We start from the raw sequence: 25,694 nt of genomic DNA, 5'->3' as shown, positions 1-25,694 counted from the left end.
GGCAGTCGTCAGGCCGGTTCCAGCGCCACCCCGCGGTCCATCCGCCGGTAACCGATCGCCTCGGTCAAATGCGGGGTACGGATGTGCGGGCTGTCGGCGAGGTCGGCGATGGTGCGGGCGACGCGCACGATCCGGTGCATCGAACGCGCTGACAGTTGCAGTTGTTCGACCGCGTGCTCGAGCAGGGCGTGGTCGGGGTTGGACAGGCGGCAGGTGACGCTGGTCTCGGCTTGGCCGAGGCGGGCGTTGGGCTTGCCGGCGCGGGCGTCCTGCAACGCGCGTGCCTGCAGGACGCGGGCGCGGACGATATCACTGGGTTCGCCTTCGGGGGCGTCGGGACGCAATTCGGCCGGTGGCAGGCGTGGGACTTCGACGTGCAGGTCGATGCGGTCCAGCAACGGTCCGGAGACCCGGCCGCGGTAGCGACGGACCACGTCCGGGCTGCATTGGCAGCGACCGCTCGGGTCGCCGGCCCAACCGCAGGGGCAGGGATTCATCGCCGCGACCAATTGGAACCGGGCCGGGAACTCGGCGCTGCGGGCGGCGCGCGAGACGGTGACGACGCCGGACTCCAGCGGTTCGCGCAATACCTCCAGCGCGCGTCGCTCCCACTCGGGCAGTTCGTCGAGGAAAAGCACGCCGTGGTGGGCCAGCGAAATCTCGCCGGGTCGCGGATCGGCGCCGCCGCCGACCAGCGCGACCGCGCTGGCGGTGTGGTGCGGGCTGCGGAACGGGCGGGCGCGCCAATTGGCCGGATCGAGCCCGCGCCCGCTGATCGAGGTGATGGCCGCCGATTCCAGCGCCTCTTCTTCGCTGGCTTCCGGCAACAGCCCCGGCAAACGCGCGGCCAACAGGCTTTTGCCACAACCGGGCGGGCCGATCAGCAGCAGGTGGTGACCGCCGGCGGCGGCGACTTCCAGTGCGCGCCGCGCGTGCAACTGGCCGCGGACGTCGCGCAGGTCGGGGCCGGGCAGGCGTACCGGCGGTGGAGCGACCGGGGCCGGCAGTGATGCGCCGGTCGACAACATGGCGCAGACCTCCAGCAGCGTGCGCGCCACCTGCACCTCGGCGCGGCCGACCAGCGCAGCCTCGGCACCGTTGCCGGCCGGGATGATCAGCTTGCGCCCGGCATCGGCCGCCGCCAGCGCCGCCGGCAGTACCCCGTCGACTTCACGCAACTGCCCGGTCAGGCCCAGTTCGCCGAGGAACTCGTACTCGTTCAGCGCTTCGAGCGGCACCTGGCCACTGGCGGCGAGGATGCCCAGCGCGATCGGCAGGTCGAAGCGCCCACCGCCCTTGGGCAGGTCGGCCGGTGCCAGGTTGACGGTGATCCGGCGCGCCGGGAATTCCAGTTGCGCGCACTGGATCGCCGCCCGCACCCGGTCCTTGGCTTCGCGCACCGCCGCTTCGGGCAGGCCGACGATCGACATCGAGGGAAGTCCGCCGCCGAGGTGCACCTCGACCCGGACCGCGGGCGCGCGCACGCCCGTCCGTGCACGGCTGTGCACGAGCGCCAGGTTCATGGCGGCGCCTCAGTGGCGCGGTGGCAGTGGGTCGCCGGGCGCGCTGCCGGTTGGCGCAGCGCCGACCTGGGCTTCCAGTTCGGCGACCGCGCGCTGCAGTTGCTCGAGCTTCTCGCGGGTGCGCAGCAATACCGCGCGCTGGACGTCGAACTCCTCGCGGGTCACCAGGTCGAGTTTCGACAGGCCCGATTGCAGCACCGACTTGAAGTTCTGCTGCAGCTCGTCGCGGCTCTCGCGCAGGCCCGGCGGCACCAGGCTGCTGAGGCGGCGGGCAAGCTCGTCGATGTGGTTGAGGTCGATCATGGGTGGCTCCTCCGGCAGTACCGCCAGCATCGCCGACCGGCCGTCATTGCGCCGTCAGCGGACGCCGCGAGCTGCCGTAGGAAAAATCCGACACGCGGGAGGGCGATACCTTAGCGTATCGGCTGCAAGGCCGGGGTGGCGGCTCCGGGCGGCTCGGCTATTCTGGCGCCATCGAAATGGAGGCAACCCGATGAAGATGATCATGGCGGTGATCAAGCCGTTCAAGCTCGACGACGTCCGCGAGGCGCTGGCCGAGGCCGGCGTGGCCGGCATCACCGCCACCGAGGTCAAGGGCTTCGGCCGCCAGAAGGGCCACACCGAGCTGTACCGCGGCGCCGAGTACGTGGTCGACTTCCTGCCCAAGATCAAGCTGGAGGTCGCGGTCACCGACGAGCAGGCCGACACCGTGGTCGAGGCGATCATGAAGGCCGCCGGCACCGGCAAGATCGGCGACGGCAAGATCTTCGTGTCCGACCTCGACCGGGTGGTGCGCATCCGCACCGGCGAGCTGGACGGCGACGCGCTGTAGCTATTCCCCGAGCGCCGCCGCCACGAACGGCGGCAGCGACTGCGCGCCCTTGTGGATGTCGGCGCTGTAGTACCGGCTGTCGAACGACTTGGCGCGCGCGTCGGCCTCGCGGAAGTCGAAGCCGCCCGACTTGCGCGCCAGCGTGCAGCTCCACCAGCCGGTCGGATAGCACGGCTGCGGGAACGGCAGGGTCTGGAACGACGTGAAGCCCGCCTTGCCCATTTCCGCACGCATTTCCCTGATCAGCTCCAGCAGTGCCAGCGGTGACTCGGACTGCTGCACCAGGATGCCGTCGTCCTTCAGCGCGCGGAAGCAGGATTCGAAGAACGCCTTGTTGAACAGGCCCTCGGCGGGGCCGACCGGGTCGGTCGAGTCGACGATGACGATGTCGAGGCTGCCGGGTGCGCAGTTCTTCATGTAGGCGATGCCGTCGTCGAACAGCAATTGCGCGCGGGGGTCGTCGTTGGACTCGCACAGCTCGGGGAAATGCTTCTCCGACATCCGCGTGACCTGCTCGTCGATGTCGCACTGCACCGCCTTCTCGACGCCCGGATGCTTGAGCACCTCGCGCAGCGTGCCGCAGTCGCCGCCGCCGATGATGACGACGTTCTTCGGTGCCGCGTGGGTGAACAGCGCGGGGTGCGACATCATCTCGTGGTAGAAAAAATTGTCGCGCGTGGTCAGCATCATCGCGCCGTCGATCAGCATCAGGTTGCCCCAGTCGGTGCTCTCGAAGATCTCGATCTTCTGGAACGGCGACTGCACCTCGTCGAGCTTGCGGGTGATGCGGTAACCAATCGCGGAACCGGTGGGTTCGAAATTCTCGTAGTGCCAGGTGGTGTCGGGGGTCATCGGTGTTCGTCCAGCGGGGGCAGGCGCGAATTGTAGCGAAGGCTTGCGACGCACCCGTCAACGTCGCTTAGGATATCGGCGACCTCGGGGGGAGGGACAGGATGCGATCGGTAGAGGCTTATCGGGGATTGGTCGAACGGCTTGAGCGCGAGGCACGCGAGGCGCCGGGACGCTACCGGCTCAAACTGGGGTTGCTGGCGGGGCTTGGCTTCGTGGTGCTGGGCGGCTCGGTATTGCTCGCGCTGGGGATGTCGGCCGGGCTGGTGCTGGTACTGGTGGCAATCAGTCCATTGCTGTTGCTCAACCTGTTGAAGGTGGTCTGGATCCCGGTCGCCTTCGGCTGGGTGATCCTGCGCGCGCTGTGGATGAAGTTCGACGCACCCGACGGCTACCGCCTGCGCGACGGCGAGGCGCCGGAGTTGCGGGCCGAGATCGAACACCTGCGCAACCAGGCCGGCGCGCCGCCGCTGGCCGGCATCATCATCGACAACCGGCTCAACGCGGCCGCGGCCTCGATGCCGCGGGCAATGGGGCTGCTCGGCAGCGAGCACTACCTGGTCCTCGGCCTGCCATTGCTGCAACTGCTCGACCGCCACCAGTTCGGCGCCGTGGTCGCGCACGAGTTCGGTCATTTCGGTGGCGGGCACGGCCGCTTCGCCGGCTGGATCTACCGGGTGCGCGAGAGCTGGTTCCGGGTGCTGGAGGAGCTGGAACTGCGCCGCTCGTGGGTGGTGCGTCTGTTCACCCGGTTCTTCGACTGGTACGCGCCCTACTTCAACGCCTACAGCTTCGTGCTCGCGCGCAGCAACGAATACGAAGCGGACGCGATGGCGGCGACGGTCGCCGGGCCGAAGGTCGCGGCACAGGCGCTGGTGCGCATCAACCTGGGCAGCGAGCAGCTCGACCGCGATTTCTGGCCGGGCGTGCGCAATGCCGCGCACACCCAGCCACATCCGCCGCAGGCGCTGTATCGCGACATGGCGGGGCACCTGGCCCGGCCCGGCATGGACGAGGCCAGCCGCCTGGCCGCGCTGCTGCAGGAGCAGCCCGGGCTGGAGGATACCCATCCGACGCTGTCGCAGCGGCTCGCGTTCCTCGAGGTCGAACCCGCGCTGGTTCCGCCACCGCTGCGTTCCGCTGCCGACAGTTTGCTGGGACCGTTGCAATCGTTGCTGGAGGAACACTTCAGCCACGAGTGGCGCGAGGGCGTCGGCGAGCAATGGCGCCACCGCCACGAGCAGCACGGTCGCGACCAGGCGCAACTGGCCCGGCTGGAGGCCTTGCCGACCCGCAGCGACGACGAAGCGATGGAGTACGCGCGGCTGGTCGAGGACCTGCGTCCCGACACCGATGCCGCGCCGCTGTATCGCGCGGCACTGGCCTACCTGCCCGACCACCCGATGGGCCATTACCGGCTCGGCGCGCTGCTGTTGTCACGCGACGACAGCGCCGGGGTCGGGCACATGCGCAAGGCGATGGACCTGGATCCGGATGCCGTCGAACCGGGCCTGCACGAACTAGATGCGTATTACCGGCGCCGCGGCGACCTGGCCCAGCGCGCCACGATCCGCGACCGCCTGCGGGCGATCCGGGCGCGCGCGATCGATGCCGCCTACGGTCGCCAGGAGTTGACCCGCGGCGACAGGTTCAGCCGCCACGCGCTGGACGACGCGGAACTGCAGGCGTTGCTGGACGTGCTGGAACAGCATGGCCGCGTCAGGAAGGCGTGGATCGCACGCAAGCTGCTCAAGGGCGATACCTCCGGTGTCCCGCACCACGTGGTGCTGGTTGCCTTCAGCGGCATCGTCTTCAGCGAGGACAAGTTGCTGGGCGAACTGGCGGAAATGATCGAGATGCCGGGCAGCTTCATCGTCTTCACCGCCGGCAACCAGAAGACCGTGGCCAGCCGGGTGAAGAACGCGTCGGGCGGCCCGGTCCACGGCGGGCGCTAGCGCATCCATCACCGATGGATCCGGCGGGGGCGATAGAATGCGCGTCCCCACAACTGCCGGTACCCCGCCGATGGCCGACTGGTCGATTGATCAGGCCCGCAAGACCTACTCGATCCCGCACTGGAGCGAGGGCTATTTCGACGTCGACGACGCCGGAAGGGTCACGGTGCGCCCGGGCGGCGCGGCCGGGCCGGTGGTGGCGCTGCCGGAGGTGGTCGACCAGGCGCGGGCGAACGGCGCCAAGCTGCCGCTGCTGGTGCGCTTCCCGGACATCCTCGGCGACCGCCTGCGCAAGCTGCAGGGTGCCTTCGCGCAGGCAATGGACGAGGCCAGCTATCCCGGCGGCTACACCGCGGTCTACCCGATCAAGGTCAACCAGCACCGCGGCGTTGCCGGCGTGCTGGCGTCGCACCACGGCGAGGGCTTCGGGCTGGAGGCCGGAAGCAAGCCGGAGCTGATGGCGGTGCTGGCGCTGAGCCGGCCCGGCGGGGTGATCGTCTGCAACGGCTACAAGGACCGCGAGTACATCCGGCTGGCGCTGATCGGCCGCAAGCTCGGACTGCAGACCTTCATCGTGATCGAGAAGCCGTCGGAGCTGCCGCTGGTGATCGAGGAGGCCAGGGCGCTCGGGGTCGAACCGGGGCTGGGTGTACGCATGCGGTTGGCGTCGCTGGGTGCCGGCAAGTGGCAGAACAGCGGTGGCGACAAGGCCAAGTTCGGGCTGTCGCCGCGGCAGGTGCTGGACCTGTGGAAGCAGTTGCGCGGCGCGGGGATGACCGACTGCCTGCAACTGCTGCACTTCCACATGGGCTCGCAGATTTCCAACGTGCGCGACATCGCCAATGGCATGCGCGAGGCGATCCGCTACTTCATCGAGCTGTCCAAGCTCGGCGCCAACGTGCGCTTCATGGACGTCGGTGGCGGCCTCGGCATCGACTACGAGGGCACCCGCTCGCGCAGCTACTACTCGATCAACTACGGCGTGCAGCAGTACGCGTCCAACATCGTGCAGCCGCTGGCCGAGGCCTGCGCCGAACACGGCCTGGTGCCGCCGCGGATCATCACCGAGTGCGGCCGCGCGATGACCGCGCACCACGCGGTGCTGGTGGCCAACGTGTCCGAGGTCGAAGTGGCGCCGGAAGGCCGTTTGCCGGACGCGCACGACGACGAGCCGGCGGTGATCCGCCACCTGCGCGGGATCCACGCCGAGCTCGATTCGCGCCCGGCGGTCGAACTGTTCCACGAGGCCGTGCACTTCCACAGCGAAGGCCTGGCGGCGTACGCGCTGGGCCAGATCGACCTGGTCCACCGCGCGCGCCTCGACGACCTGTTCTACCTGATCGCCCACGGCGTGCGCGGGCGCCTGAGCCCCGGCGAGAAGAGCCACCAGGGCGTGCTCGACGAACTCAAGCAGCGGCTGGTCGACAAGTATTTCGTCAACTTCAGCGTGTTCGAGTCGATGCCCGACGTCTGGGCGATCCAGCAGGTGTTCCCGATCGTGCCGATCGAGCGGCTGGACGAGGCGCCGAGCCGGCGCGGCGTGATCGCCGACCTGACCTGCGATTCCGACGGCCGCATCGACACCTACGTCGAGAACGAGGCGCTCAACACCTCGATGCCGATGCATCCGCTCAGGCCCGGCGAGAGCTACCGGCTCGGCTTCTTCCTGGTCGGCGCCTACCAGGAGATCCTCGGCGACATCCACAACCTGTTCGGCGACACCGACGCGGTGGAAGTCCGGGCCGATGGCAATGGCTACCAGTTGGTCCAGCAGCGTCGCGGCGACACCACCGACGTGATGCTCGACTACGTCGGTTACCGTCTCGACGACCTGCGCGTGGCCTACCGCGACAAGGTTGCCGCCGCGAAGTTGCCCGTTGCCGAAGCCGAGCGCCTCAATGCCGCGCTGGAAGCCGGGCTGACCGGCTATACGTATCTCGACGACACCCCGCCAACCTGAATATTCAGCAGCGTTTGTTGCCGCAAGCCGGACAGCGTCGGCCCGGAATGCGATTTTTCGGCAAGATCGACCCGCTGCCTGTCGGTGTCACCCATCCCGGAGTTATTGATGAAAGTCGGTTTGATCGGCCTCGGCGCGATGGGCGCCCCGATGGCGCGCCACCTGCACGAACGCGGCCTGCTGACGGCGGTCGGCAACCGGACCCAGGCCAGGGCCGACGCGCTGGCGGCGGAACTCAAGGTGCGCGCCGCGCGCTCGGCCGACAACTTCGCCGATTGCGAGGTGGTGGTGCTGTGCGTGTCGCTGGACATCGACGTGCTGGAGAACGTCAACGCGCTGGCGCAGGTGCTGAAGGCCGGATCGGTAGTGGTCGACCATTCCACCGTGTCGGTGCAGACCGCGCGGCGCGCGGCGGCGGCGCTGGCCGAGCACGGCATCGGCTTTGTCGACGCGCCGGTGTCCGGAGGGGTCGAGGGCGCGCGCAACGGCAAGCTGTCGGTAATGGCCGGTGGCGACGCCGCGGTGCTTGGGCAGGTGCGTCCGGTGCTGGAGGCCTACGCCGCGCGGGTCAGCCACATGGGCGAGACCGGCGCCGGGCAGGCGACCAAGGCGGTCAACCAGGTGCTGGTCGCCGGCATCAACGAAGCGGTCTGCGAAGGATTGGCGCTGGGGGAGAAGCTTGGGCTCGACCCGGAGGTCCTGCTGCCGACGCTGATGGCCGGCGCGGCGGGCAACTGGTTCCTCGACAAGCGCGGCGCGACCATGCTGCGCAGCGAATTCGCCCCCGGTTTCAAGAACGCGCACATGCTCAAGGACCTGCGCATCGTGCAGGCGATCGCCAAGGGCACCGGCCTGCGTACGCCGACGCTGGAGCAGGCGCTGGCCGATTACACCGAACTGGTCGAGCGCGGCCACGGCGATGCCGATACGTCGGCGTTGATCACGCTCAAGCGCAGCGGTTGAAAACATGGCGTTGAGGTCGCGCACCGCCGCCTTGCGACGTACCGGCTTTTCGTAGGAGCGGCTTCAGCCGCGATCTGGAATCGTTCGCCCGTGCCGGCTCCCGATCGCGGCTGAAGCCGCTCCTACATCAGTGGGGGGCGGCGATCGGGCGCTCGCCCAGCCGCTCGCCCAGCATCGCGCCGCACCACGCCGCTGCCAGGCTCAATACGATCGCCAGCGCGTTGTGCTTCAGCACCATCGCCAGCGAATCCATCGGCGGCTCCGCGATCATCAGCAGGGTCGCGACCACCGCCAGCCACAACGCCCCGGCCAGGCCCAACGCGATCCAGCGGAAACGCCGCCGCGCGATCCAGCCGCCCAGCAACATCGCGCCGAAGGTCACCACAAGGCTGCCCAGCGGAATGCTGCCGAAACCGGTTTCCAGCGGCAGGTCGAGCTGCCAGCCCGAGAGGCTGATCAACAGGTCGAACACCAGCATCGTGGCCAGCGCCGCGATGCAGCCGAGCAGGACGCGCTTGCTCATCTCGTTTCCCCCGGTACCCGCCGCTGCGGGTTCGGCAGCGAGTCTACGACAGGCGCGGCCTACTTGACCTTGATCGCCATCGCCGGAAGGCCGCCGCGCTCGAGCTTGCGCTTGGCGTCCGCGAGGTCGCTGGCGGTGCCATACGGGCCCATCCGCACGCGGTGGATGGTCTTGCCGTTGATCTGTGCCGACTCGACCCGCGCGCTGAGGCCGAGCAGTGCGATCCGCGCCTTCAGTTCCTCGGCCTGGGCCCCGGCCTGGAACGCGCCGGCCTGCAGCAGGTAGCGGCTGCCATCGCCGACACCGGCCGCGGTCGCGCTGTTGGGATCGGTCACCGGGCTAGTGGCGACGGACTGCGGCGGTTCCGGCGTGGTGTCGGCGGGAGTGGTGTCGACCGGCTGCGGCAGAGATCGGTCGGCCGCGACCTCGGCCTGTTCGGCGGCACGCTGCTGCGCCGCCAGGCGTGCATCCTCCGCGCGTTCGGTGGCGGCCAGTTCGGCGTCGCTGATCGGCGTCTCCTTGCCGGGCAGCAGGGTGTAGAAATCGAACTCGGGCTGCTTGTCCGACGCGTCCCCGGGCCCCGTGGTGCTGTCGGGCGGACTGCGTGTGGTGGCCTCGCCGACCGGCGCGACCAGTTCCTCCTCACCGGTCGACACCGGCGCGGGCTGCGCGTCCGGATTCGGCTGCGGCCGGAAGAAACCGTCGCCGTCGGACTTCAGCAATTTCGGCGCAAACAGCACCACGATGATCGTCAGCAGGATGCCGAGCACCATCCATGCCCAGCCGGGTAGCCCGTTGTTGCCCTGGTTGCGCCGGGCCTGCGTCTTGCCGCGTCGTGCTGCCACTTACATCACCTCGGGGGCGCTGACGCCCAACAGATCAAGACCATTCGCGAGCACCTGGCGCGTCGCCAGCGCAAGCACCAGTCGCGCATGGCGCACGCCGGCATCGTCGACCAGGAACTGGTGGTCGTTGTAATACGTCTGGAACGTCTGTGCCAGTTCGAGCAGGTAGGCCGCGATCTGGTGCGGTTCCAGGTCACGACCGGCGCTCTCGACCACGTCGGGGTAGCGCAGGATCGCGGTCACCAGTTCGTGCGCGGCCTCGTCGTCGAGGTCGAGCGGGCGGGCCAGGCCCGCATCGCGGTCGAAGTCCAGTCCGCGCTCGGCCAGCTGCCGCATCAACCCGCACATGCGCGCGTGGCTGACCTGCACGTAGTACACCGGGTTGTCGAGCGACTGGCTGCGCGCCAGGTCGATGTCGAAAGTCAGTTGCGAGTCCGGTTTGCGCGCGACCAGGAACCAGCGGGTGGCGTCGCGCCCGGCCTCGTCGACCAGGTCGCGCAGGGTCAGGTAGCTGCCGGCGCGCTTGGACAGTTTCACCTCCTCGCCGCCGCGCATGACCGTGACCATCTGGTGCAGAACGTACTCCGGCCAGCCCTTCGGAATCCCGGTGTCGAGCGCCTGCAGGCCGGCGTGGACGCGGGCGAGGCTGCCGTGATGGTCGGCGCCCAGCTCGGTGATCGCGCGCTCGTAGCCGCGCTGCCACTTGCTCAGGTGGTACGCGACGTCGGGCACGAAGTAGGTGTAGGTGCCGTCGGACTTGCGCATCACGCGGTCCTTGTCGTCACCGAAATCGGTGCTGCGCAGCCACAGCGCACCGCCGTCCTCGTAGGTGTGGCCGTGGGCGATCAGCTCGCGCACGGTTTCCTCGACCTTGCCGTCGGCGTATAGCGACGACTCCAGGAAGTAGACATCGAACGCGACGCCGTAGGCCTCGAGGTCACCGTTCTGTTCGCGCCGCAGCCAGGCGACCGAGAACTGCCGGATCGCATCGAGGTCGGCGGCATCGCCGGCGCCGGTGACACTGTGGCCTTCCACCTCGACCGTGGCGCCGTCGAGATAGGCGCGGGCGACGTCGGCGATGTAGTCGCCGCGATAGCCGGCCTCGGGCCAGTCGCTGTCGTCCGGCGTGCGCCCTTGCGCGCGCGCCTGCACCGACAGCGCGAGATTGTTTATCTGCACGCCGGCGTCGTTGTAGTAGTACTCGCGCGCCACTTCCCAGCCGTTGGCCGCCAGCACCCGGGCGATGCAGTCGCCGATCACCGCGGCGCGGCCGTGGCCGACATGCAGCGGCCCGGTCGGGTTGGCCGAGACGTACTCGACCCCGGCGCGGTGGCCCTTGCCGGATTCGTTGCGGCCGAAGACCTCGCCCTGGACGAACACCTCGCCGAGCTGGCGCCGCCACGCGGCCTCGGCGACATGGAAGTTGATGAAGCCGGGGCCGGCGATCTCGACCCGGGCGATGTCGTCGTTGGCCGCCAGCGCATCGACCAGCGCCTGCGCAATCGCGCGCGGGTTGGACCTGGCCGGCTTGGCCAGCAACATCGCCGCGTTGGTCGAGAAGTCGCCCTGGGCGCGCGTCTTCGGCCGCTCGATCACGAAATCCGGAGCGGACAGGTCGGCCGGCAGGGTGCCGTTGGCGCGCAGTGCATCGATGGCCTGCGCAACGAGCGCACGGAGGGTGGCTTTCACGGGATCTCGGCGGATGGAACGGAACCGGTCATTTTACGGCAGAACGGGTGGGGTCGTCTGAAGCGGCGGGGAGAGGGGCCGGGGAAGTTCATTGGAGCTCGGGAGTCGGGGTTTTCAAGCCGGGCTTCGGTTGGGTTCTCGAGGGAGGCGGCCGGCGGGGGTATTGCTCCAGCCCTTCATCAGGACATCCTGTCCTGAGGCGGGCCGCGGGCCATCCATGACCCGCTTTTACGCAATACCCCCACCGTCCACCTCCCGTCCGGGCCGTTTCGGCTTCGGGAGTCGCTCCTACAAAAGGCGTGCTTGCTCGCGATCGGGAGGTGTTATCAATACCGCGGACGGTACGTTTCCTCCGCCCCGCGAATCGTGCGCCACAAACCGCGAAGCGGCGTCCTGCCGGGGTGTTGCGGGGAGTGCGCCATGGATGGCCCGATGGAGGGGCGGAGACAACACCCCGGCAGGGCGGTGCTCGTGTCCGAAGCCATGAACCCACCCGCCTCTGCCGTTGCTGTTGCCGTTGCTGTTGCTGTGTCTTCCTGTTCCCAGCACGGCGTCGCGATAACCCATTCGCCTAGACCCACCCCCGCGCCGCCAGCGACACCGGCGGGCCGTCGGCAATCACGAAGTGGTCGAGCAACCGCAGGTCGACCAGCGCCAGTGCCTGCTTCAGCCGCGCCGTCACCGCTCGATCGGCGGCGCTTGGCTCGGGGTTTCCACTCGGATGGTTGTGGCCGACGATTACCGCTGCGGCGTTGTGGGCCAACGCACGCCGCACCACCTCGCGCGGATGCACCTCGGCGCCATCGAGGGTGCCGCGGAACAACTCCTCGAATGCGATCGCCCGATGCCGGTTGTCGAGGAACAACGCCGCGAAGACCTCATGCGGCAGGCCACGCAGGCGCTGGGCGAAATAGCGACCGGCGGCCTGCGGATCGCTCAGCGCCGCGCCGCGCGCCAAGTCCGCCGACAGGTGTCGATGGCCCAACTCCAGCGCCGCCGACAACGCGCAGGCACGCGCCGGTCCCAGTCCCGGCAACCGTGCCAGTTGTTTCGCGCTGAGCTCCAGCAGCGCGCGCAATGGCCCGTGCGCCGCGAGCAGCTCGCGTGCCGTGCCCACCGCGTCGCGTCCGGGCAGGCCGGAGCCGAGGAAGATCGCCAGTAATTCCGCGTCCGACAGCACGCCGGGACCGCGCGCCAGCAGCTTCTCGCGGGGGCGCTCGTCGGTGGGCCAGTCGCGGATGTGCACGAAGGTGTCTCCTGAGTGTGGTCGGGTTGGAAGCGGGGACGGGGAGAAGGAGTACTCCGCACCTCGCCGGCTTCGCCAAGACGACGGGCGTGCTCCGTCCCGCTTCCAGGCCTTCATGCTGGGGCGCGGAGCCGCCCGGGACGATCGGGGCGCAGCGTGGCTTCGGGTAAGATGAACCCCGGTTCCGCGCTCGGATTTCCCTGAACGTGCCAGCGCTCGATGGTCAAAAAATCCTGCTGTGCGTATGCGGCGGCATCGCGGCCTACAAGGCCGCCGAGCTGGTCCGCCGGCTTGGCGACGCGGGCGCCACGGTGCAGGTCGCGATGACCGGCAACGCGCTGCGCTTCGTCGGCGCACCCACCTTCCAGGCGCTGTCCGGCCGACCGGTGCGTACTTCGTTGTGGGACGAAGCCGCCGAGGCCGCGATGGGGCATATCGAACTGGCGCGCTGGCCAGACCGCATCGTGATTGCGCCGGCCACCGCCAACACCATCGCCCGGCTCGCCCACGGGTTCGCCGACGACCTCGTCAGCACCCTGTGCCTGGCCACCGACGCGCCGATAGCGATCGCGCCGGCGATGAACCGGCTGATGTGGGCCAACCCCGCGACCCGGGCCAACGTCGAGACCCTGCGCGCTCGCGGTGTGCTGCTGCTCGGCCCCGACGCCGGTGGCCAGGCCTGCGGCGAGGTCGGCGAGGGCCGCATGCTCGAACCCGACGCAATCGTCGCCGCACTGGCACGGGCATCGACGTGAGTGCCGGCGTGCTGGCCGGCCGCCGGGTGCTGGTCAGCGCCGGGCCAACGTTCGAGGATATCGACCCGGTGCGCTTCCTCGGCAACCGCAGCAGCGGCAAGATGGGTTTCGCGATCGCCGCCGCCGCGGTCGTGGCCGGCGCCGAGGTCACGCTGGTCGCCGGTCCGGTCGCATTGCCGACGCCGGCCGGGTTGCAGCGCGTCGACGTGCGTTCGGCCGCGCAGATGCACGCCGCGGTAATGGCCGCGCTGCCGGCTGACATCTACATCGGTGCCGCCGCGGTGGCCGACTTCACCCCGGCGCAGGTCGCCGAGGGCAAGATCAAGAAGCAGCCCGGCAGCGACGGCTTGGTGCTGCAACTGGTACGCACCCGCGACATCCTCGCCGAGGTCGCCCGCCACCCGCATCGTCCCGCGCTGGTGGTCGGTTTCGCGGCGGAAACCGACGATGTCGAGGCCAACGCCCGCGAAAAGCTCGCAAAGAAGCAGCTCGACCTGATTTGCGCCAACCGGGTCGGCATCGCCGGCAGCGGCTTCGAGAGCGACGCGAATGCGCTGGTCGTCTACGGCGCGGGCATCGAGCGCGCGCTGGGCCCGGCGTCGAAGACGGAGTTGGCCGGGGACCTGGTCGCGCTGGTCGCCGAGCGCCTGACCGCCGCCACGCCGGTCGAAGGCGCATAAGCGCCCACCACGACACGGCATTCCACTCACTTTTGTTCTATCCATGGGCGCATGCCCACGGCCGACCGGACACAGACCGATGCAGCACGCGCTTGAACTGAAGATCCTCGATCCCCGCTTTGGCGCCGACTGGCCGCTGCCCGCATACGCGACCGCGGCCAGCGCCGGGCTGGACCTGCGCGCCGCGCTCGACGACGCGCTGACCCTGCAGCCGGGCGATGCGACCCTGGTGCCGTCGGGGCTGGCGATCCACCTCGGCGACCCCGGCCTGTGCGCGGTGGTCCTGCCGCGCTCGGGACTCGGCCACAAACACGGCATCGTGCTGGGCAACGGCACCGGCCTGATCGATGCCGATTACCAGGGGCCGCTGATGATCAGCTTGTGGAATCGTGGGCAGGAGGCTTTTACGATGCAGCCGGGGGATCGCATCGCCCAGCTGGTCGTGCTGCCGATCGTGCGCGCGACGCTGCAGGTGGTCGATGAATTCGAAACCAGTGCGCGCGGTGCCGGTGGCTTCGGCCATACCGGTATCCGCTGAGTCGCACGGGTGAAGGTACGGGCAGGGGAAACACGATGATCGACATGAAGATGGAACGACCGCAGGTGTCGCTGGACACATTCAAGCCGTTGTTGCCGGTGGTGGCCGTGGTCTGCGCGCTGCTGGCCGCGTGGCTGGGCTGGAACGCGTGGCAGCAGTATCGCGACGATGCCCGGCATGGCGCGATCGAACAGTCGCGCGACGCGGCGGTCCAGCAGATCGGCGCGGCACTGGCGACCGGGCACGCGCGCTTCGCCGAGGAACTCGCCGACCCGGCACTGCACGCGGCGATTGCCGCCAACCAGTTCGACCAGGCCGGCGCGTTGCTGTCCGATGGCTGGCCCGGTGCGGCCCGTGGCGAAGTGCTGGCGCCGGGACTGGACAGCGCGTACGCGGCCCTGCCGGGTCGTGGTTACGGCACCGTGGCCGCGATGGAGGCGGCGCTGGCCGACGGCAAGCCGGTGGCGTGGATGATCCGCGCCGATGGCAAGCCGCAACTCGCGCTTGCCGCACCGGTGCGTGAAGGCGAGCAGGTGGTCGCGGTCGCCCTGGTCCAGCTCGACCCCAGGCCCGTCACCGGCCCGGTCGAATCCGCGGCGGTCGGCGAAGACACCTACCTTGCCCTGCGCCAGCGCGGCCACAGTGTGGTCGAGCGCGGCGACGCCAGCCTCGCGGACGGCGCCGAAGCGCTTGCCAGGCCGGTTGCAGGCAGCGACCTGCGCGTCGCCGCGGCGGTGCCGGACGTCGCCGGCGCGCCATTCGGGCTGGGCGCGTTGGGCTGCCTGGTCGCGACCGTGGTGTTCGCGCTGCTGGCATTGCTGGCCTGGCGCGCACCGCAGCTGGCGGCACGTCGGGGCGCCGCCGCCGGTGATGCGGACACGGAAGCGGAGGATGATGCGACCCTCCTTACGCTGGCCGAGTCCGCCGCAGCCCCCTCCCCCGACGATGAAACCCCAACCGTGACCACGGAAGCTCCGCCACTCCCACCCGCATCTTCCGGCGACGCGTCCGCGCCCGCCATCGACCGCGGCATCTTCCGCGCCTATGACATCCGCGGCGTGGTCGGACGCGACCTGTCGCCGGCCGTCGCCGAACTGATCGGCCATGCGATCGGCTCGCTGATGCACGAGAAGGGCCAGGCCGAGATCGTGGTCGGCCGCGACGGCCGCCTGTCCGGCCCCGACCTCACCGCCGGGCTCATTGCGGGCCTGCGCAAGGCCGGCCGCAACGTGGTCGACATCGGCCTGGCGCCCACCCCGCTGGTGTATTTCGGTGCCTACGAGCTGCGCGCCGGCTCCTGCGTGTCGGTCACCGGCAGCCACAATCCGCCGGACTACAACGGCTTCAAGATCGTGGTCGGCGGCGAGACCCTGCACGGCGACGCGATCACCGACCTGTACGCGCGCATCGCCGACGATCGCCTGCACACGGCGCCGACCCTGGGCCTGCTGCAGCAGCGCGAGATCGACGACGACTACGTCCGGCGGGTCGCCTCCGACATCCAGATCGACCGGCCGCTGAAGGTCGTGGTCGATGCCGGCAACGGCGTCGCCGGCGAACTGGGGCCGAAGGTACTGGCCGCGATCGGCGCCGAGGTGGTGCCGCTGTATTGCGAGATCGACGGCACCTTCCCCAACCACCACCCGGACCCGAGCGAGCCGCACAACCTGGCCGACCTGGTGAAGATGGTGGAACGCCTCGACGCCGACCTCGGCATCGCCTTCGACGGCGACGGCGACCGGCTCGGCGTGGTCACCCGCGATGGCCACAACATCTTCCCCGACCGCCTGCTGATGCTGTTCGCGGCCGACGTGCTGGAGCGCAACCCGGGCGCGCAGATCATCTTCGACGTCAAGTGCACCGGCCGCCTGCCGGGCTACATCCTGCGCCACGGCGGCAGCCCGCTGATGTGGAAGACCGGCCATTCGCTGATCAAGGCGAAGATGCGCGAGACCGAGGCCGAGCTGGCCGGCGAGATGAGCGGCCACTTCTTCTTCCGCGAGCGCTGGTACGGCTTCGACGACGGCATCTACTCGGCCGCGCGGTTGCTGGAGATCCTCGGCGCGCAGCCGGACCGTCCCAGCGACGTGCTCGACGCATTGCCCGATGGCATCGCGACGCCCGAGATCAAGGTCGATGCGCCCGAGGGCAACCCACACGCGTTCGTCGGGCAGTTCATCGAGCAGGCGAAGTTCGACGACGCACGGCTGTCGACCATCGACGGCCTGCGGGTCGACTGGGCCGACGGCTGGGGCCTGGTGCGCGCGTCCAATACCACGCCGGTGCTGGTGATGCGCTTCGACGCCGACAACAAGGAGGCGATGGCGCGGATCAAGGACGCGTTCCGGGCGCAATTGCTGGCGCTGCGGCCGGACCTCGCGCTGCCGTTCTGACGCGCAGCTGTTCAGACAGATTGATGGGGCGGCCCTGCTCGATGGGAGCAGGGCGGTGGCTCAGCCGTTGGCGTCGCCGGCCGGCTTCTTCAGTTCGCGATAACGCTCCAGCGCGGCCGCCAGTTCCTCGTCGGCGGTGCTGCGCTCGAGTTGCTGTGCCGCGAGCGTTGCCTGCTGCCGGCGCAGTGCCGCGTGCTGGCTCTGGATGCTGCCAGCCAGCGGCTTGGCCACCGGCTTGCCGGCCAGCTCGGCCTCGCTGGCACGTTGCAGCAGGTTGACCAGGCTGCGACGCAGGCCGTCGACACCGAGCCGCGACGACTTCACCGAGGCGTCGAGCAGGCCGAGGCGATTGTCGAACGCGCGTTTGAGGTCGTCCTCGCTGGCGTAGGACTCGACCATCGCCAGCTCTTTTCGTTGCCGGGCCGCCGTCGCGAGTGCGGCGAGCCGGTCGCGCTCGGCTTGGGCCTCGGCCGCGGCGCGTTCGGTGTCGGTCGGGGCGCGGTCCAGCCGCTTGGTGGCAATGCCGCTGGCGCTGAACTCGGTGCGCGCGTTGTCGACCGCGCTGGCCGGCAGGGCGTCGCCGCAGACCTTGCGGTCGCCGTCGTTCCAGCAATAGATCTTCTTGCCGGCCGGCTTCTGCGCCCACGCCGGCGCGGCCAGCACCAGCAGGGCAGTCGTGGCGAGCAGGGACGGGGCAAGCTTGTTCATGTCGGTTCGTGCTGTCGCGCGCGGAACGTCCAGCGCATCCAGATACAGTCAACGCAAGAGTCGGGCCATGCCTGCCATGGCGGCGTCATCGGCGCCGGCGGCTCAGGGGTCGGCGCGGCTGCCGTACTCGGAGCGATAGGCCAGCAGCCGCGGTCGCTCGGCGGCCAGATCCGGCGAACCGTCGGCGAACGCGAGCAGGTCGTCGAGGCTGGCCACCGAAACCACCGGCAAGCCGTGTTCGGTTGCGACAGTTTGTGCCGCCGAGCGTCGGCTTTGGGTCGGGTCGACGGCTTCCTGCCGGTCCAGTGCGATCACGATGCCGGCGACGATGCCGCCGGCCGCGTCAATCGTGCCCAGGGCCTCGCGGATCGCGGTGCCGGCGGTGATCACGTCGTCGACGACCAGCACCCGTCGACCGGCCAGTGGTGCGCCGATCAGCGTGCCGCCTTCGCCATGGGCCTTGGCTTCCTTGCGGTTGAACGCCAGCGGCAGGTCACGGCCGCGGCGGGCGTATTCGCAGGCCAGCGCGGTCGCCAGCGGAATGCCCTTGTAGGCCGGGCCGAACAGCAGGTCGAACTCCGCCAGCCCGCCCGCGCGCCGTGCCGCGTCGATCGCGTCGGCGTAGCAGCCGGCCAGCTCCACCATCGCGGCGCCGGTGTCGAAGCGGCCGGCGTTGAAGAAGTACGGGCTGCTGCGGCCGGACTTGAGGGTGAACTCGCCGAAGCGCAGGGCCTGCGCGCGCAGCGCGAGCTGCAGGAAACGGGTGCGGTGGTCGGTCATCGTGCGGGGGCCTGTGGGAGGTCGTGGGACGGGTCGGGCGGGTGGTCGCTCAAGCGGTACAGCAGGAGGTGTTGCGGGCCGGCGTCGCCGCCCTGGAACAGTTCGCCGCTGTCCTCGAAGCCTGCGCGCCGATAGGTGGCGATTGCGGCGTGGTTGCGGCAGTTCACGGTCAGGGCCAGCAGCCGATGCCTCGGATGGCGCCGGCCTGCATCGTCGCAGCAGGCGCGTACCGCACGGGTGCCCAGGCCGCGTCCCTGCTGGCGATGGTCGATCAGGAACGCACGCAGCCCCAGGTGCGGTTGCGCGAGCGGACGCCCGGTCACCGCATTCGGGGCGCGGTCGAGGCGGTAGAAGCCGATCACCTGCCCGTTGGTGAGGATCGCCATCGCATCGCTCAGCGGATCGCGAAGGGCGTCGTCGAGGTTGAAACCGGTGTCGCCCACGAACAGCCGCTGCGCCGCGGTGACCTGCAACCGCCGCACCGCCGGCTCCAGGGCCGCGTCGACGGGGGCCACCCCGACCTCGACGGTCGCGTCGGTGGCCAGGGCTGGGGACGGGCGGTTGGGCATGGCGTGAATGATAGGGCACCGCCGACGCGCGCGACCCCGCCTGCGACGGCGCCGTTGTTATGATCGCCGGACCCTCGTCGTGGAGCGCGCATGCGCATCGTCAGCTTCAACGCCAACGGCCTGCGTTCGGCCGCCCGCAAAGGCTTTTTCGACTGGTTCGCCGGGCACGATGCCGACCTGCTCTGCGTGCAGGAAACCAAGGCCCAGGAACACCAGTTGGCGGGGCCGGAGTTCCTGCCCGACGGCTACCGCGCGTTCTTCCGCGACGCCATCACAAAAAAGGGCTACAGCGGCGTCGCGATCTACAGCCGGCGCGAGCCCGACGAGGTCCGCACCGCGCTGGGCTGGGCGCCGTTCGATGACGAAGGCCGCTACATCGAGGCCCGTTTCGGCAACCTCAGCGTGGTGTCGTTCTACATCCCGTCCGGATCCTCCGGCGAACTGCGCCAGGGCTTCAAGTTCGAGGTCATGGACTGGCTCAAGCCGGTGCTCGACGAATGGCTCGCCAGCGGCCGCGATTACGTGCTCTGCGGCGACTGGAACATCGTGCGCAGCGCGCTGGATATCAAGAACTGGAAGTCCAACCAGAAGAACTCCGGCTGCCTGCCGCCCGAACGCGACTGGCTCAATGGCCTGTGCGCGGACGACGCACCGCGCAGTTGGGTCGACAGCTACCGCGCGCTGAACCCCGACGCACAGGACTACACCTGGTGGAGCAACCGCGGCGCGGCCTACACCAACAACGTCGGATGGCGGCTCGACTACCAGCTGGTGACGCCGGAACTGGCGACGCGACTGCAGGGTTGCTCGATCCTGCGTGAGCCACGGTTCTCCGACCACGCGCCATTCACCGTCGACTACGCCGGGTCGCTCGCGTGAGCGCCGCGCCCGTCGCCACGCCGCCGCCGCGGCCAAAGGGCTGGCGCGGCATCCTGGCCGCGTTCGGCACGCCGTCGGCGGGCACGCTGTTCTTCCTCGGGTTCGGCAGCGGCCTGCCGTTCCTGCTGGTCGGCTACACGCTGTCGATCTGGTTGCGCGAGTACGGGCTGGAACTGAGCACGATTGGCCTGCTCAGCTACGTCAGCATGTTCTACGTGTTCAAGTTCCTGTGGGCGCCGCTGATCGACCGCTGGAACGCGCCGCTGCTGGGCGTGCTGGGACGACGTCGAGGCTGGCTGGTGCTGTCGATCGCCGTGCTGATCGCGGCGCTGGCCGGGATGGCGTTCACCGGGCCGGTGCAATTGGCCACCTTCGTCGGCCTGGCTGCGTTGACGGCGTTTGCCGGCGCCACCCAGGATACCGTGGTCGATGCCTACCGGATCGAGATCGCGCCGGTCGAGGCGCAGGGCGCGTTGGCCGCGACCTACACCCTGGGTTACCGCTTCGGCCTGATCGTGTCGGGAGCCGGTGCGCTGTACATCGCCGACTTCAGCGGCTGGCGGGTGGCTTACCTGAGCATGGCCGCGGTGCTGCTGCTGCCGCTGCTGGCGGCGTTGTTCGCGCGCGAGCCCGAACAGATCACGATCCGCGAGCGCAAGAGCTTCGGCGAGGCTTTCGTCGGGCCGTTCAACGAGTTCTTCCGGCGCCACGGGGTAATGGTCGCGATCGCGCTGCTGGTGTTCGTCGGCCTGTTCAAGCTGCCCGACCAGATGCTCGGCGTGGTTGCCGGGCCGTTCTACATCGACACCGGCTACAGCAAGGCCGAGATCGCCACCGTGTCGAAGTTGTACGGGGTCTGGATCGGCATCGCGGGCGCGTTCCTCGGCGGCGTGTCGGTGGCGGCGCTGGGCATGCGCCGCTCGATCCTGATCGGCGCGCTGGGGCTGTCGCTGTCGAACCTGCTGTACCTGCTGATGGCGATGAACCCGAGCGAGACCTGGGCGTTCGTGGCGGCGCTGTCCGGCGACAACCTGGCGCTGGGGTATGCGGGCGTGGTGCTGGTCGCGTTCCTGTCCGGGCTGACCAGTCGTGAATTCACCGCGACCCAGTACGCATTGCTCGTTTCGCTGGCCAACATGCCGGGTAAGATCGTCGGCGGCATGTCCGGTTTCATGGTCGAGAACTGGAGCTACGTGGGGTTCTTCGTGTTCAGCTCGCTCTCGATCGTGCCGACCCTGCTGCTGCTGGCCTGGCTGTGGCGACGCAGGCAGTTGTTCGAGCCGGACGCCGTGGCGCCAACCGACGACGAACCATTGCAACAACGCGCCTGATCGGACACCGATCTGGCGCACACCGCGGCAGAGCGCGGAGAGGACGTACAGATGACCGAAAGCATTGCGTTGCACATCGATCCCCTGCTGCTCGAGCGCGTGCGCCGGATGGCTGCCGCCAAGGGCTGGAACGAACAGCAGGCGTTGGGCCACCTGATTGAGCACGGGCTGTTTGCCTGCGAGGCCGAGCTGGCCGCGCGGTTCAGTGAATCCGATGCCGATGCGCTGCAGGCGGCGATCGCGGCGCTCGAAGAGATCGAGGACGACCCGGGCTTCGCCAACATTGGCCGGGCCGGGAACGGCTGACCGTCGCGCCCGCTCAACGGCAGGGTTGTCAGCCGGCGGGATAGATCGCGCCGAGCACCCGCGGACCGGTCGCACCGGTCACGCCGGGCAGGTTGCCGGGCCGCCCGGCGAGGGTCTGCCGGGCCAGCCAGGCGAAACCCATCGCCTCGATGAAATCCGGATCGATTCCGTGTGCAGCAGTCGATTCGACCACCACCCCGGGCAGGTGTTCGCCGATCCGTCGCAGCAATCGCGCGTTGTGCACGCCGCCGCCGCAAACCAGCAGGCGCCGGGTCCGCGGCTGCTGCGCGTGCAGCGCATCGGCGATCGTGACGGCGCTCAGTTCCAGCAGGGTCGCCTGTACGTCGGCGGCGGCCTCGTTGCCGGCGAGCCGCGACTGCAGCCAGTCGAGGTGGAAATGTTCACGGCCGGTACTCTTCGGCGGTGGCAGCGCGAACCATGGTTCGTCCAGCAGGCGCGCCAGCAACTCCGGGTCGACGCGGCCACGGGCGGCGAATGCGCCATCGGCATCGTAGGGCCGGCCCAGTTCGCATTCGCACCACGCGTCCATCAGCGCATTGGCGGGGCCGGTGTCGAAGCCGCGCACGTCGCCCGGTGCCGGCAACAACGTGAGGTTGGCGATCCCGCCCAGATTCAACACCGCGCGGTCTTCGGTGTCGTCGCGAAGTACCGCGGCATGCAGGGCCGGCAGCAGCGGCGCGCCTTGGCCGCCGGCGGCGACATCGCGACGGCGGAAGTCGGCGACGGTGGCAATGCCGCACCGTTCGGCGATCACGTTGCCGTCGCCGAGCTGCATCGTGAAGGGGTGGCGGCCATCGAGCCGCGCGCCGGCCGGTCGATGCCGCACGGTCTGGCCATGCGAACCGATCGCGCGCACGTCGGCGGCGGCGACCCCGGCTTCGGCGAGCAGTTGGCGGGTGGCATCGGCAAACGCTTCGCCGATGCGCACGTCCAGGGTGCCCAGCTCCTCCAGCGATTGCAGCGCGCCGCCCTGGCCGAGTTCGACCAGTCGCTGGCGCAACGCCGGTTCCCACGGAAAAGCACGGCCGAGCCGCAACTCGCAATGGCCGTCCGCGTCGAACTGCACCAGCGCGGCATCGATGCCGTCGGCGCTGGTGCCCGACATCAGGCCGACGAACAGCCCATCGAGTGCGCTGTCCGCCGCGACGCCCACCGGATGCGGCACGGACCCGGCCGGACCCGCAACTGCGGGGTCCATGCGATCAGGCCTTCTTGTCGGCCTTGGGCGGCTTGGCCGGGGCGGCCGGTTCGACCTTCGCGTACATGATCTTCTCGACCTGCTGGATCCGCGCCAGCGCCGGCGCGGTCTGCGCCCGGAACGCGACCAGTGCCGCGCCTTTCAGTGGCTCCGGCGGCGGCATCGTCACCGTCAACGGGTTGCGATGCACGCCGTTGATGCGGAATTCGTAATGCAGGTGCGGTCCGGTCGCCAGCCCGGAACTGCCGACATAGCCGATCACCGTGCCCTGCTTGATGCTGGAGCCGCGCTTGTACTTGCCGAAGCGCGACATGTGCGCGTAGAGCGTCGTGTAGCCGCGGCCATGATCGAGCACGATGGTGCGGCCGTAGCCACTCTTCCAGCCCACGAACTTGACCCGCGCGTCGCCGGCGGCGTGGATCGGCGTGCCGGTGCCCGCGCCGTAGTCGACGCCGTCATGGCGGCGGGTGCGACCCAGCACCGGATGCTTGCGTGCCTTGGTGAAGCCCGAGGTGACCCGCGCGTACGGGATCGGCATGCGGATGAACGCTTTCTTCAGCGGCCGCCCGTCGGCGGTGTAGTAGCCGACCTTGCCGTCATGTTCGAAGCGGAACCCCGAAAAGGTCTTGCCGCCGGTGGTGAAGGTCGCCGCCGCGACCTCGCCGGTGCCGATGCGCTCGCCTTCGCGCCACAGCTGCTCGTAGACGACGCTGAAGCGATCGCCCTTCTGGGCGTCGGTGAAGTCGATGTCGTACTGGAAGATGTCGTCGGTGAGCGTCGCGATGGCCGATGGCGACAGCCCGGCCCTGCGCGCGGAGGCATACAGCGAGCTGCTGATCTCGCCGCTGGCGACCACGGTGCGGGTCTCGGTCGGTCGCTCGGTGACCTGTTCGGTGATCGTGTCGGCGCCAATCGCCAGTTCGACCCGGTGGGTGGGGTCGCGGTCGAAGCGGAAGGTGCGCAACTGGCCGCCAACCGGCAGGTCGAAGCCCAGTTCGGCGCCGGGACGCAGCCGGGTCAGCACGTGCTTGGCGCCGGGCTGTTCAAGGATCCGGTACATGGTCGACGCGGGCACGCCCATGCGCTCGAACAGCGCGCCCAGCGTCTCGCCGCTCTGCACCCGCACGACATGCCAGCTGTCGGCCGGTTGTTCGTGTGCGCGGGCCTGCGGCAGCGGCGGCAGTGCCAGCGCCATCGACTGGCGAGGAGCCTGCCCCGGATCGCCGTGGATGCCACCAAAGCCGGGTACGATCGAGGCGACCAGCATCCCCAGGGTCGCGAACAGGCTGGCCTGCACCCACTGCCGACGTGACCAGCGGCCGTTGAATCCATCGGAGAGGTGGCGTGCCAGCACCGGGCGGTGCAGGGCGGCTTCGCGCAGGTCCTTCAGGCGTTGGCGCCGGTCCTGACCGGGTCCCGGTGTTGCTGTCATCGATATCTCCGGCGCACAGGCATGTGAAGGTGGCGTTGCGGCGTTACGATAGTGACGCGAGAAGTATGCGTCAAACCATTGACCTGAATAGGGTTTCTCGCTTTCCTCGTTTTATCGCAATAGTTAATTAACGTTTATGATCGCCGTCACGCCGCGGTCATGACCCCGATCGCGAGCACGCCTCTTGTCAGTCGATTCTTCGTCCACCTCGCCGTCCACCTTGTCGGCCGATCCCGGACCGTCCGTCCGGGCCGCTATCGAACTGATCGGCCGCGGCGCCGATGAAATCCTCAAGCATGAGGATCTGGTCGCCCGACTCCAGTCGGGCCGGCCCTTGCGGATCAAGGCCGGCTTCGATCCGACCGCGCCCGACCTGCACCTCGGCCACACCGTGTTGCTCAACAAGATGCGGCAGTTCCAGGACCTCGGCCATACCGTGATCTTCCTGATCGGCGACTTCACCGGAATGATCGGCGACCCGACCGGCAAGAACGCCACCCGCAAGCCGCTGACCCGTGAGGACGTGCTGGTCAACGCGCAGACCTACGCCGAACAGGTGTTCAAGGTGCTCGACCGCGACAGGACCGAGGTCCGCTTCAACTCCGAATGGTTCGGCAAGATGTCGGCCGCCGACATGGTCCGTCTCGCCGGCCAGCACACCGTCGCGCGCATGCTCGAGCGCGACGACTTCGCCAAGCGCTACGCCGCGCAGCAGTCGATCGCCATCCACGAGTTCCTCTACCCGCTGGTGCAGGGCTACGACTCGGTCGCGCTGCAGGCCGATGTCGAGCTCGGCGGCACCGACCAGAAGTTCAATCTTCTGATGGGCCGTGGCCTGCAGGAGTCGCACGGCCAGCCGCCGCAGGTCGTGCTGACCATGCCGCTGCTGGAGGGCCTGGACGGCGTGCAGAAGATGAGCAAGTCGCTCGGCAACTACATCGGTATCGACGAGCCGGCGATCGACATGGTGACCAAGACCATGAAGATCGACGACGTGTTGATGTGGCGCTGGATCGAGCTGCTCAGCTTCGAGATCACGATGGCCGAAGTCCCGGACCTGAGGCGACAGATCGATGCGGGCGCGCTGAATCCGCGGGACCTCAAGCTCCGCCTGGCTCGCGAACTGGCGGCACGCTTCCATGGCGACGAGGGTGCAGACCTTGCCGTCGCGGGCTGGAACGCCGCCGTGCGCGGGCAGGGCGACACCGCGCAACTGCCGCTCAACGACGTCGCCGTGCCCGTCGAGGGTCTGCGCATTGCAGCCTTGTTGACCGCGGCCGGGCTGACCCCGAGCAACTCCGAGGCCAACCGCAAGCTCAAGGAGCGCGCGGTGCGGATCGACGGGGACGTGGTGGAGGATCCCCAGCGTGTGCTGCAGCCCGGTTTCGAGGGCGTGCTCGCGGTTGGAAAGCGCACCTTCGCGAGGGTGCGGCTGGTCGCTGGCTGAACAGGTCCCGGTCGGCCCAAAAAAATTTCGCACGCCCCCTTCCCGAACGTGATCGGGGTGTGCATAATGCGCGGCCCGCCGGGACGGATTGACCGGCTTGGCGGGGGCGGCAGGGGGTTCGGCAACCGGTTCACAGGGTGTTGACGGACACGAAATCTGCTGTAAGATGTGCGGCTCACTCGGGCACTTTGGTGGCGAGTCGGAACGCGGCGCTGAGGCCGGTTCCCCTGATCTTTGACAGTGTGCGCAGGTGACTTGTGCGGACGTCTGGC

General features: G+C 69.2%; 22 protein-coding genes and 1 pseudogene. 11 read left to right on the top strand and 12 right to left on the bottom strand.

Going from position 1 to position 25,694, the window contains the following annotated elements; translation table 11 throughout:
- Nucleotides 1-8 precede the first annotated feature (8 nt).
- Both ACT9F5_RS08645 and ubiK read right to left on the bottom strand, forming a co-directional pair.
- Entirely contained in the window at nt 9-1,523 is a 1,515-nt protein-coding gene (locus ACT9F5_RS08645) for a YifB family Mg chelatase-like AAA ATPase (protein ID WP_445119545.1), read from the bottom strand.
- Between the two features lie 9 nt (nt 1,524-1,532).
- Nucleotides 1,533-1,826, bottom strand: coding sequence for a ubiquinone biosynthesis accessory factor UbiK (ubiK, locus tag ACT9F5_RS08640; protein WP_445119544.1), 294 nt, complete (start codon nt 1,824-1,826; stop codon nt 1,533-1,535).
- A 190-nt stretch (nt 1,827-2,016) separates the two neighbouring features.
- On the opposite strand from ubiK, the gene ACT9F5_RS08635 reads away from it, so the two are divergent.
- Nucleotides 2,017-2,355 carry a P-II family nitrogen regulator gene (locus ACT9F5_RS08635; protein ID WP_445119543.1) on the top strand — a complete coding sequence of 113 codons (339 nt, stop codon included), beginning with the start codon at nt 2,017-2,019 and terminating at the stop codon, nt 2,353-2,355.
- On the opposite strand, the gene speE is transcribed toward ACT9F5_RS08635, so the two are convergent.
- The gene (gene speE / locus ACT9F5_RS08630) at nt 2,356-3,207 is read right to left on the bottom strand and encodes a polyamine aminopropyltransferase (protein ID WP_445119542.1); all 852 of its coding nucleotides are present in this window, start codon (nt 3,205-3,207) and stop codon (nt 2,356-2,358) included.
- Nucleotides 3,208-3,308: 101 nt separating this feature from the next.
- Here speE and ACT9F5_RS08625 point away from each other — a divergent pair, with 101 nt between their 5' ends.
- The 3 genes from ACT9F5_RS08625 to ACT9F5_RS08615 all read left to right on the top strand — a co-directional run bounded on the left by ACT9F5_RS08625 (nt 3,309) and on the right by ACT9F5_RS08615 (nt 8,082).
- Entirely contained in the window at nt 3,309-5,159 is a 1,851-nt protein-coding gene (locus ACT9F5_RS08625) for a M48 family metalloprotease (protein ID WP_445119541.1), read from the top strand.
- 70 nt (nt 5,160-5,229) lie between these two features.
- Nucleotides 5,230-7,119 (top strand): arginine decarboxylase, encoded by a 1,890-nt coding sequence (gene speA, locus ACT9F5_RS08620; RefSeq protein ID WP_445119830.1) that lies wholly within the window; start codon nt 5,230-5,232, stop codon nt 7,117-7,119.
- Nucleotides 7,120-7,227: 108 nt separating this feature from the next.
- The gene (locus tag ACT9F5_RS08615; RefSeq protein ID WP_445119540.1) at nt 7,228-8,082 is read left to right on the top strand and encodes an NAD(P)-binding domain-containing protein; all 855 of its coding nucleotides are present in this window, start codon (nt 7,228-7,230) and stop codon (nt 8,080-8,082) included.
- Nucleotides 8,083-8,209: 127 nt separating this feature from the next.
- On the opposite strand, the gene ACT9F5_RS08610 is transcribed toward ACT9F5_RS08615, so the two are convergent.
- The 4 genes from ACT9F5_RS08610 to radC form a co-directional block, all read right to left on the bottom strand.
- Nucleotides 8,210-8,605: a hypothetical protein gene (locus ACT9F5_RS08610; protein ID WP_445119539.1), complete on the bottom strand. Its 396-nt coding sequence runs from the start codon at nt 8,603-8,605 to the stop codon at nt 8,210-8,212.
- Between the two features lie 59 nt (nt 8,606-8,664).
- Nucleotides 8,665-9,450 carry an SPOR domain-containing protein gene (locus tag ACT9F5_RS08605; protein WP_445119538.1) on the bottom strand — a complete coding sequence of 262 codons (786 nt, stop codon included), beginning with the start codon at nt 9,448-9,450 and terminating at the stop codon, nt 8,665-8,667.
- Entirely contained in the window at nt 9,451-11,139 is a 1,689-nt protein-coding gene (gene argS / locus ACT9F5_RS08600; protein WP_445119537.1) for an arginine--tRNA ligase, read from the bottom strand.
- A gap of 571 nt (nt 11,140-11,710) precedes the next feature.
- Nucleotides 11,711-12,385: a RadC family protein gene (gene radC, locus ACT9F5_RS08595; protein WP_445119536.1), complete on the bottom strand. Its 675-nt coding sequence runs from the start codon at nt 12,383-12,385 to the stop codon at nt 11,711-11,713.
- A gap of 194 nt (nt 12,386-12,579) precedes the next feature.
- Here radC and coaBC point away from each other — a divergent pair.
- From coaBC to ACT9F5_RS08580, 3 genes and pseudogenes are all read left to right on the top strand, one after another.
- Nucleotides 12,580-13,820 (top strand): annotated as a pseudogene (coaBC, locus tag ACT9F5_RS08590) (bifunctional phosphopantothenoylcysteine decarboxylase/phosphopantothenate--cysteine ligase CoaBC).
- Between the two features lie 79 nt (nt 13,821-13,899).
- Complete coding sequence (gene dut, locus ACT9F5_RS08585; RefSeq protein WP_445119535.1) at nt 13,900-14,358, top strand: dUTP diphosphatase; 459 nt, start codon at nt 13,900-13,902, stop codon at nt 14,356-14,358.
- 44 nt (nt 14,359-14,402) lie between these two features.
- Nucleotides 14,403-16,751 (top strand): phosphomannomutase/phosphoglucomutase, encoded by a 2,349-nt coding sequence (locus tag ACT9F5_RS08580; protein WP_445119534.1) that lies wholly within the window; start codon nt 14,403-14,405, stop codon nt 16,749-16,751.
- Between the two features lie 60 nt (nt 16,752-16,811).
- Here ACT9F5_RS08580 and ACT9F5_RS08575 read toward each other — a convergent pair whose 3' ends face one another.
- The 3 genes from ACT9F5_RS08575 to ACT9F5_RS08565 all read right to left on the bottom strand — a co-directional run bounded on the left by ACT9F5_RS08575 (nt 16,812) and on the right by ACT9F5_RS08565 (nt 18,808).
- Nucleotides 16,812-17,459 (bottom strand): hypothetical protein, encoded by a 648-nt coding sequence (locus ACT9F5_RS08575; RefSeq protein WP_445119533.1) that lies wholly within the window; start codon nt 17,457-17,459, stop codon nt 16,812-16,814.
- Nucleotides 17,460-17,561: 102 nt separating this feature from the next.
- Nucleotides 17,562-18,239, bottom strand: a complete 678-nt coding sequence (pyrE, locus tag ACT9F5_RS08570; protein ID WP_445119532.1) for an orotate phosphoribosyltransferase — start codon at nt 18,237-18,239, stop codon at nt 17,562-17,564.
- Complete coding sequence (locus tag ACT9F5_RS08565; protein ID WP_445119531.1) at nt 18,236-18,808, bottom strand: GNAT family N-acetyltransferase; 573 nt, start codon at nt 18,806-18,808, stop codon at nt 18,236-18,238. Before ACT9F5_RS08565 ends, pyrE begins: the two co-directional genes overlap by 4 nt.
- Nucleotides 18,809-18,898: 90 nt before the next feature.
- On the opposite strand from ACT9F5_RS08565, the gene ACT9F5_RS08560 reads away from it, so the two are divergent.
- From ACT9F5_RS08560 to ACT9F5_RS08550, 3 genes are read left to right on the top strand one after another with little or no spacing between them, the layout of a single operon-like run.
- Nucleotides 18,899-19,687: an exodeoxyribonuclease III gene (locus ACT9F5_RS08560; RefSeq protein ID WP_445119530.1), complete on the top strand. Its 789-nt coding sequence runs from the start codon at nt 18,899-18,901 to the stop codon at nt 19,685-19,687.
- Nucleotides 19,684-21,018: an AmpG family muropeptide MFS transporter gene (locus ACT9F5_RS08555; RefSeq protein ID WP_445119529.1), complete on the top strand. Its 1,335-nt coding sequence runs from the start codon at nt 19,684-19,686 to the stop codon at nt 21,016-21,018. The genes ACT9F5_RS08560 and ACT9F5_RS08555 overlap by 4 nt, the downstream gene beginning before the upstream one ends.
- 51 nt (nt 21,019-21,069) lie before the next feature.
- The gene (locus tag ACT9F5_RS08550; RefSeq protein WP_445119528.1) at nt 21,070-21,324 is read left to right on the top strand and encodes a hypothetical protein; all 255 of its coding nucleotides are present in this window, start codon (nt 21,070-21,072) and stop codon (nt 21,322-21,324) included.
- A gap of 28 nt (nt 21,325-21,352) precedes the next feature.
- Here the strand turns inward: ACT9F5_RS08550 and ACT9F5_RS08545 are convergent, their stop codons facing one another.
- Entirely contained in the window at nt 21,353-22,543 is a 1,191-nt protein-coding gene (locus ACT9F5_RS08545; RefSeq protein ID WP_445119527.1) for an anhydro-N-acetylmuramic acid kinase, read from the bottom strand.
- 4 nt (nt 22,544-22,547) lie between these two features.
- Entirely contained in the window at nt 22,548-23,975 is a 1,428-nt protein-coding gene (locus ACT9F5_RS08540) for a peptidoglycan DD-metalloendopeptidase family protein (RefSeq protein ID WP_445119526.1), read from the bottom strand.
- A gap of 220 nt (nt 23,976-24,195) precedes the next feature.
- Between ACT9F5_RS08540 and tyrS the strand changes: the two genes are divergently transcribed.
- Nucleotides 24,196-25,422: a tyrosine--tRNA ligase gene (gene tyrS / locus ACT9F5_RS08535; RefSeq protein WP_445119829.1), complete on the top strand. Its 1,227-nt coding sequence runs from the start codon at nt 24,196-24,198 to the stop codon at nt 25,420-25,422.
- Nucleotides 25,423-25,694 lie beyond the last annotated feature (272 nt).

The organism is Lysobacter sp. F6437 (genome assembly GCF_052547215.1).
The sequence above is the reverse complement of the archived record's forward strand: the minus strand, read 5'-3'. Positions and strand labels throughout refer to the sequence as shown.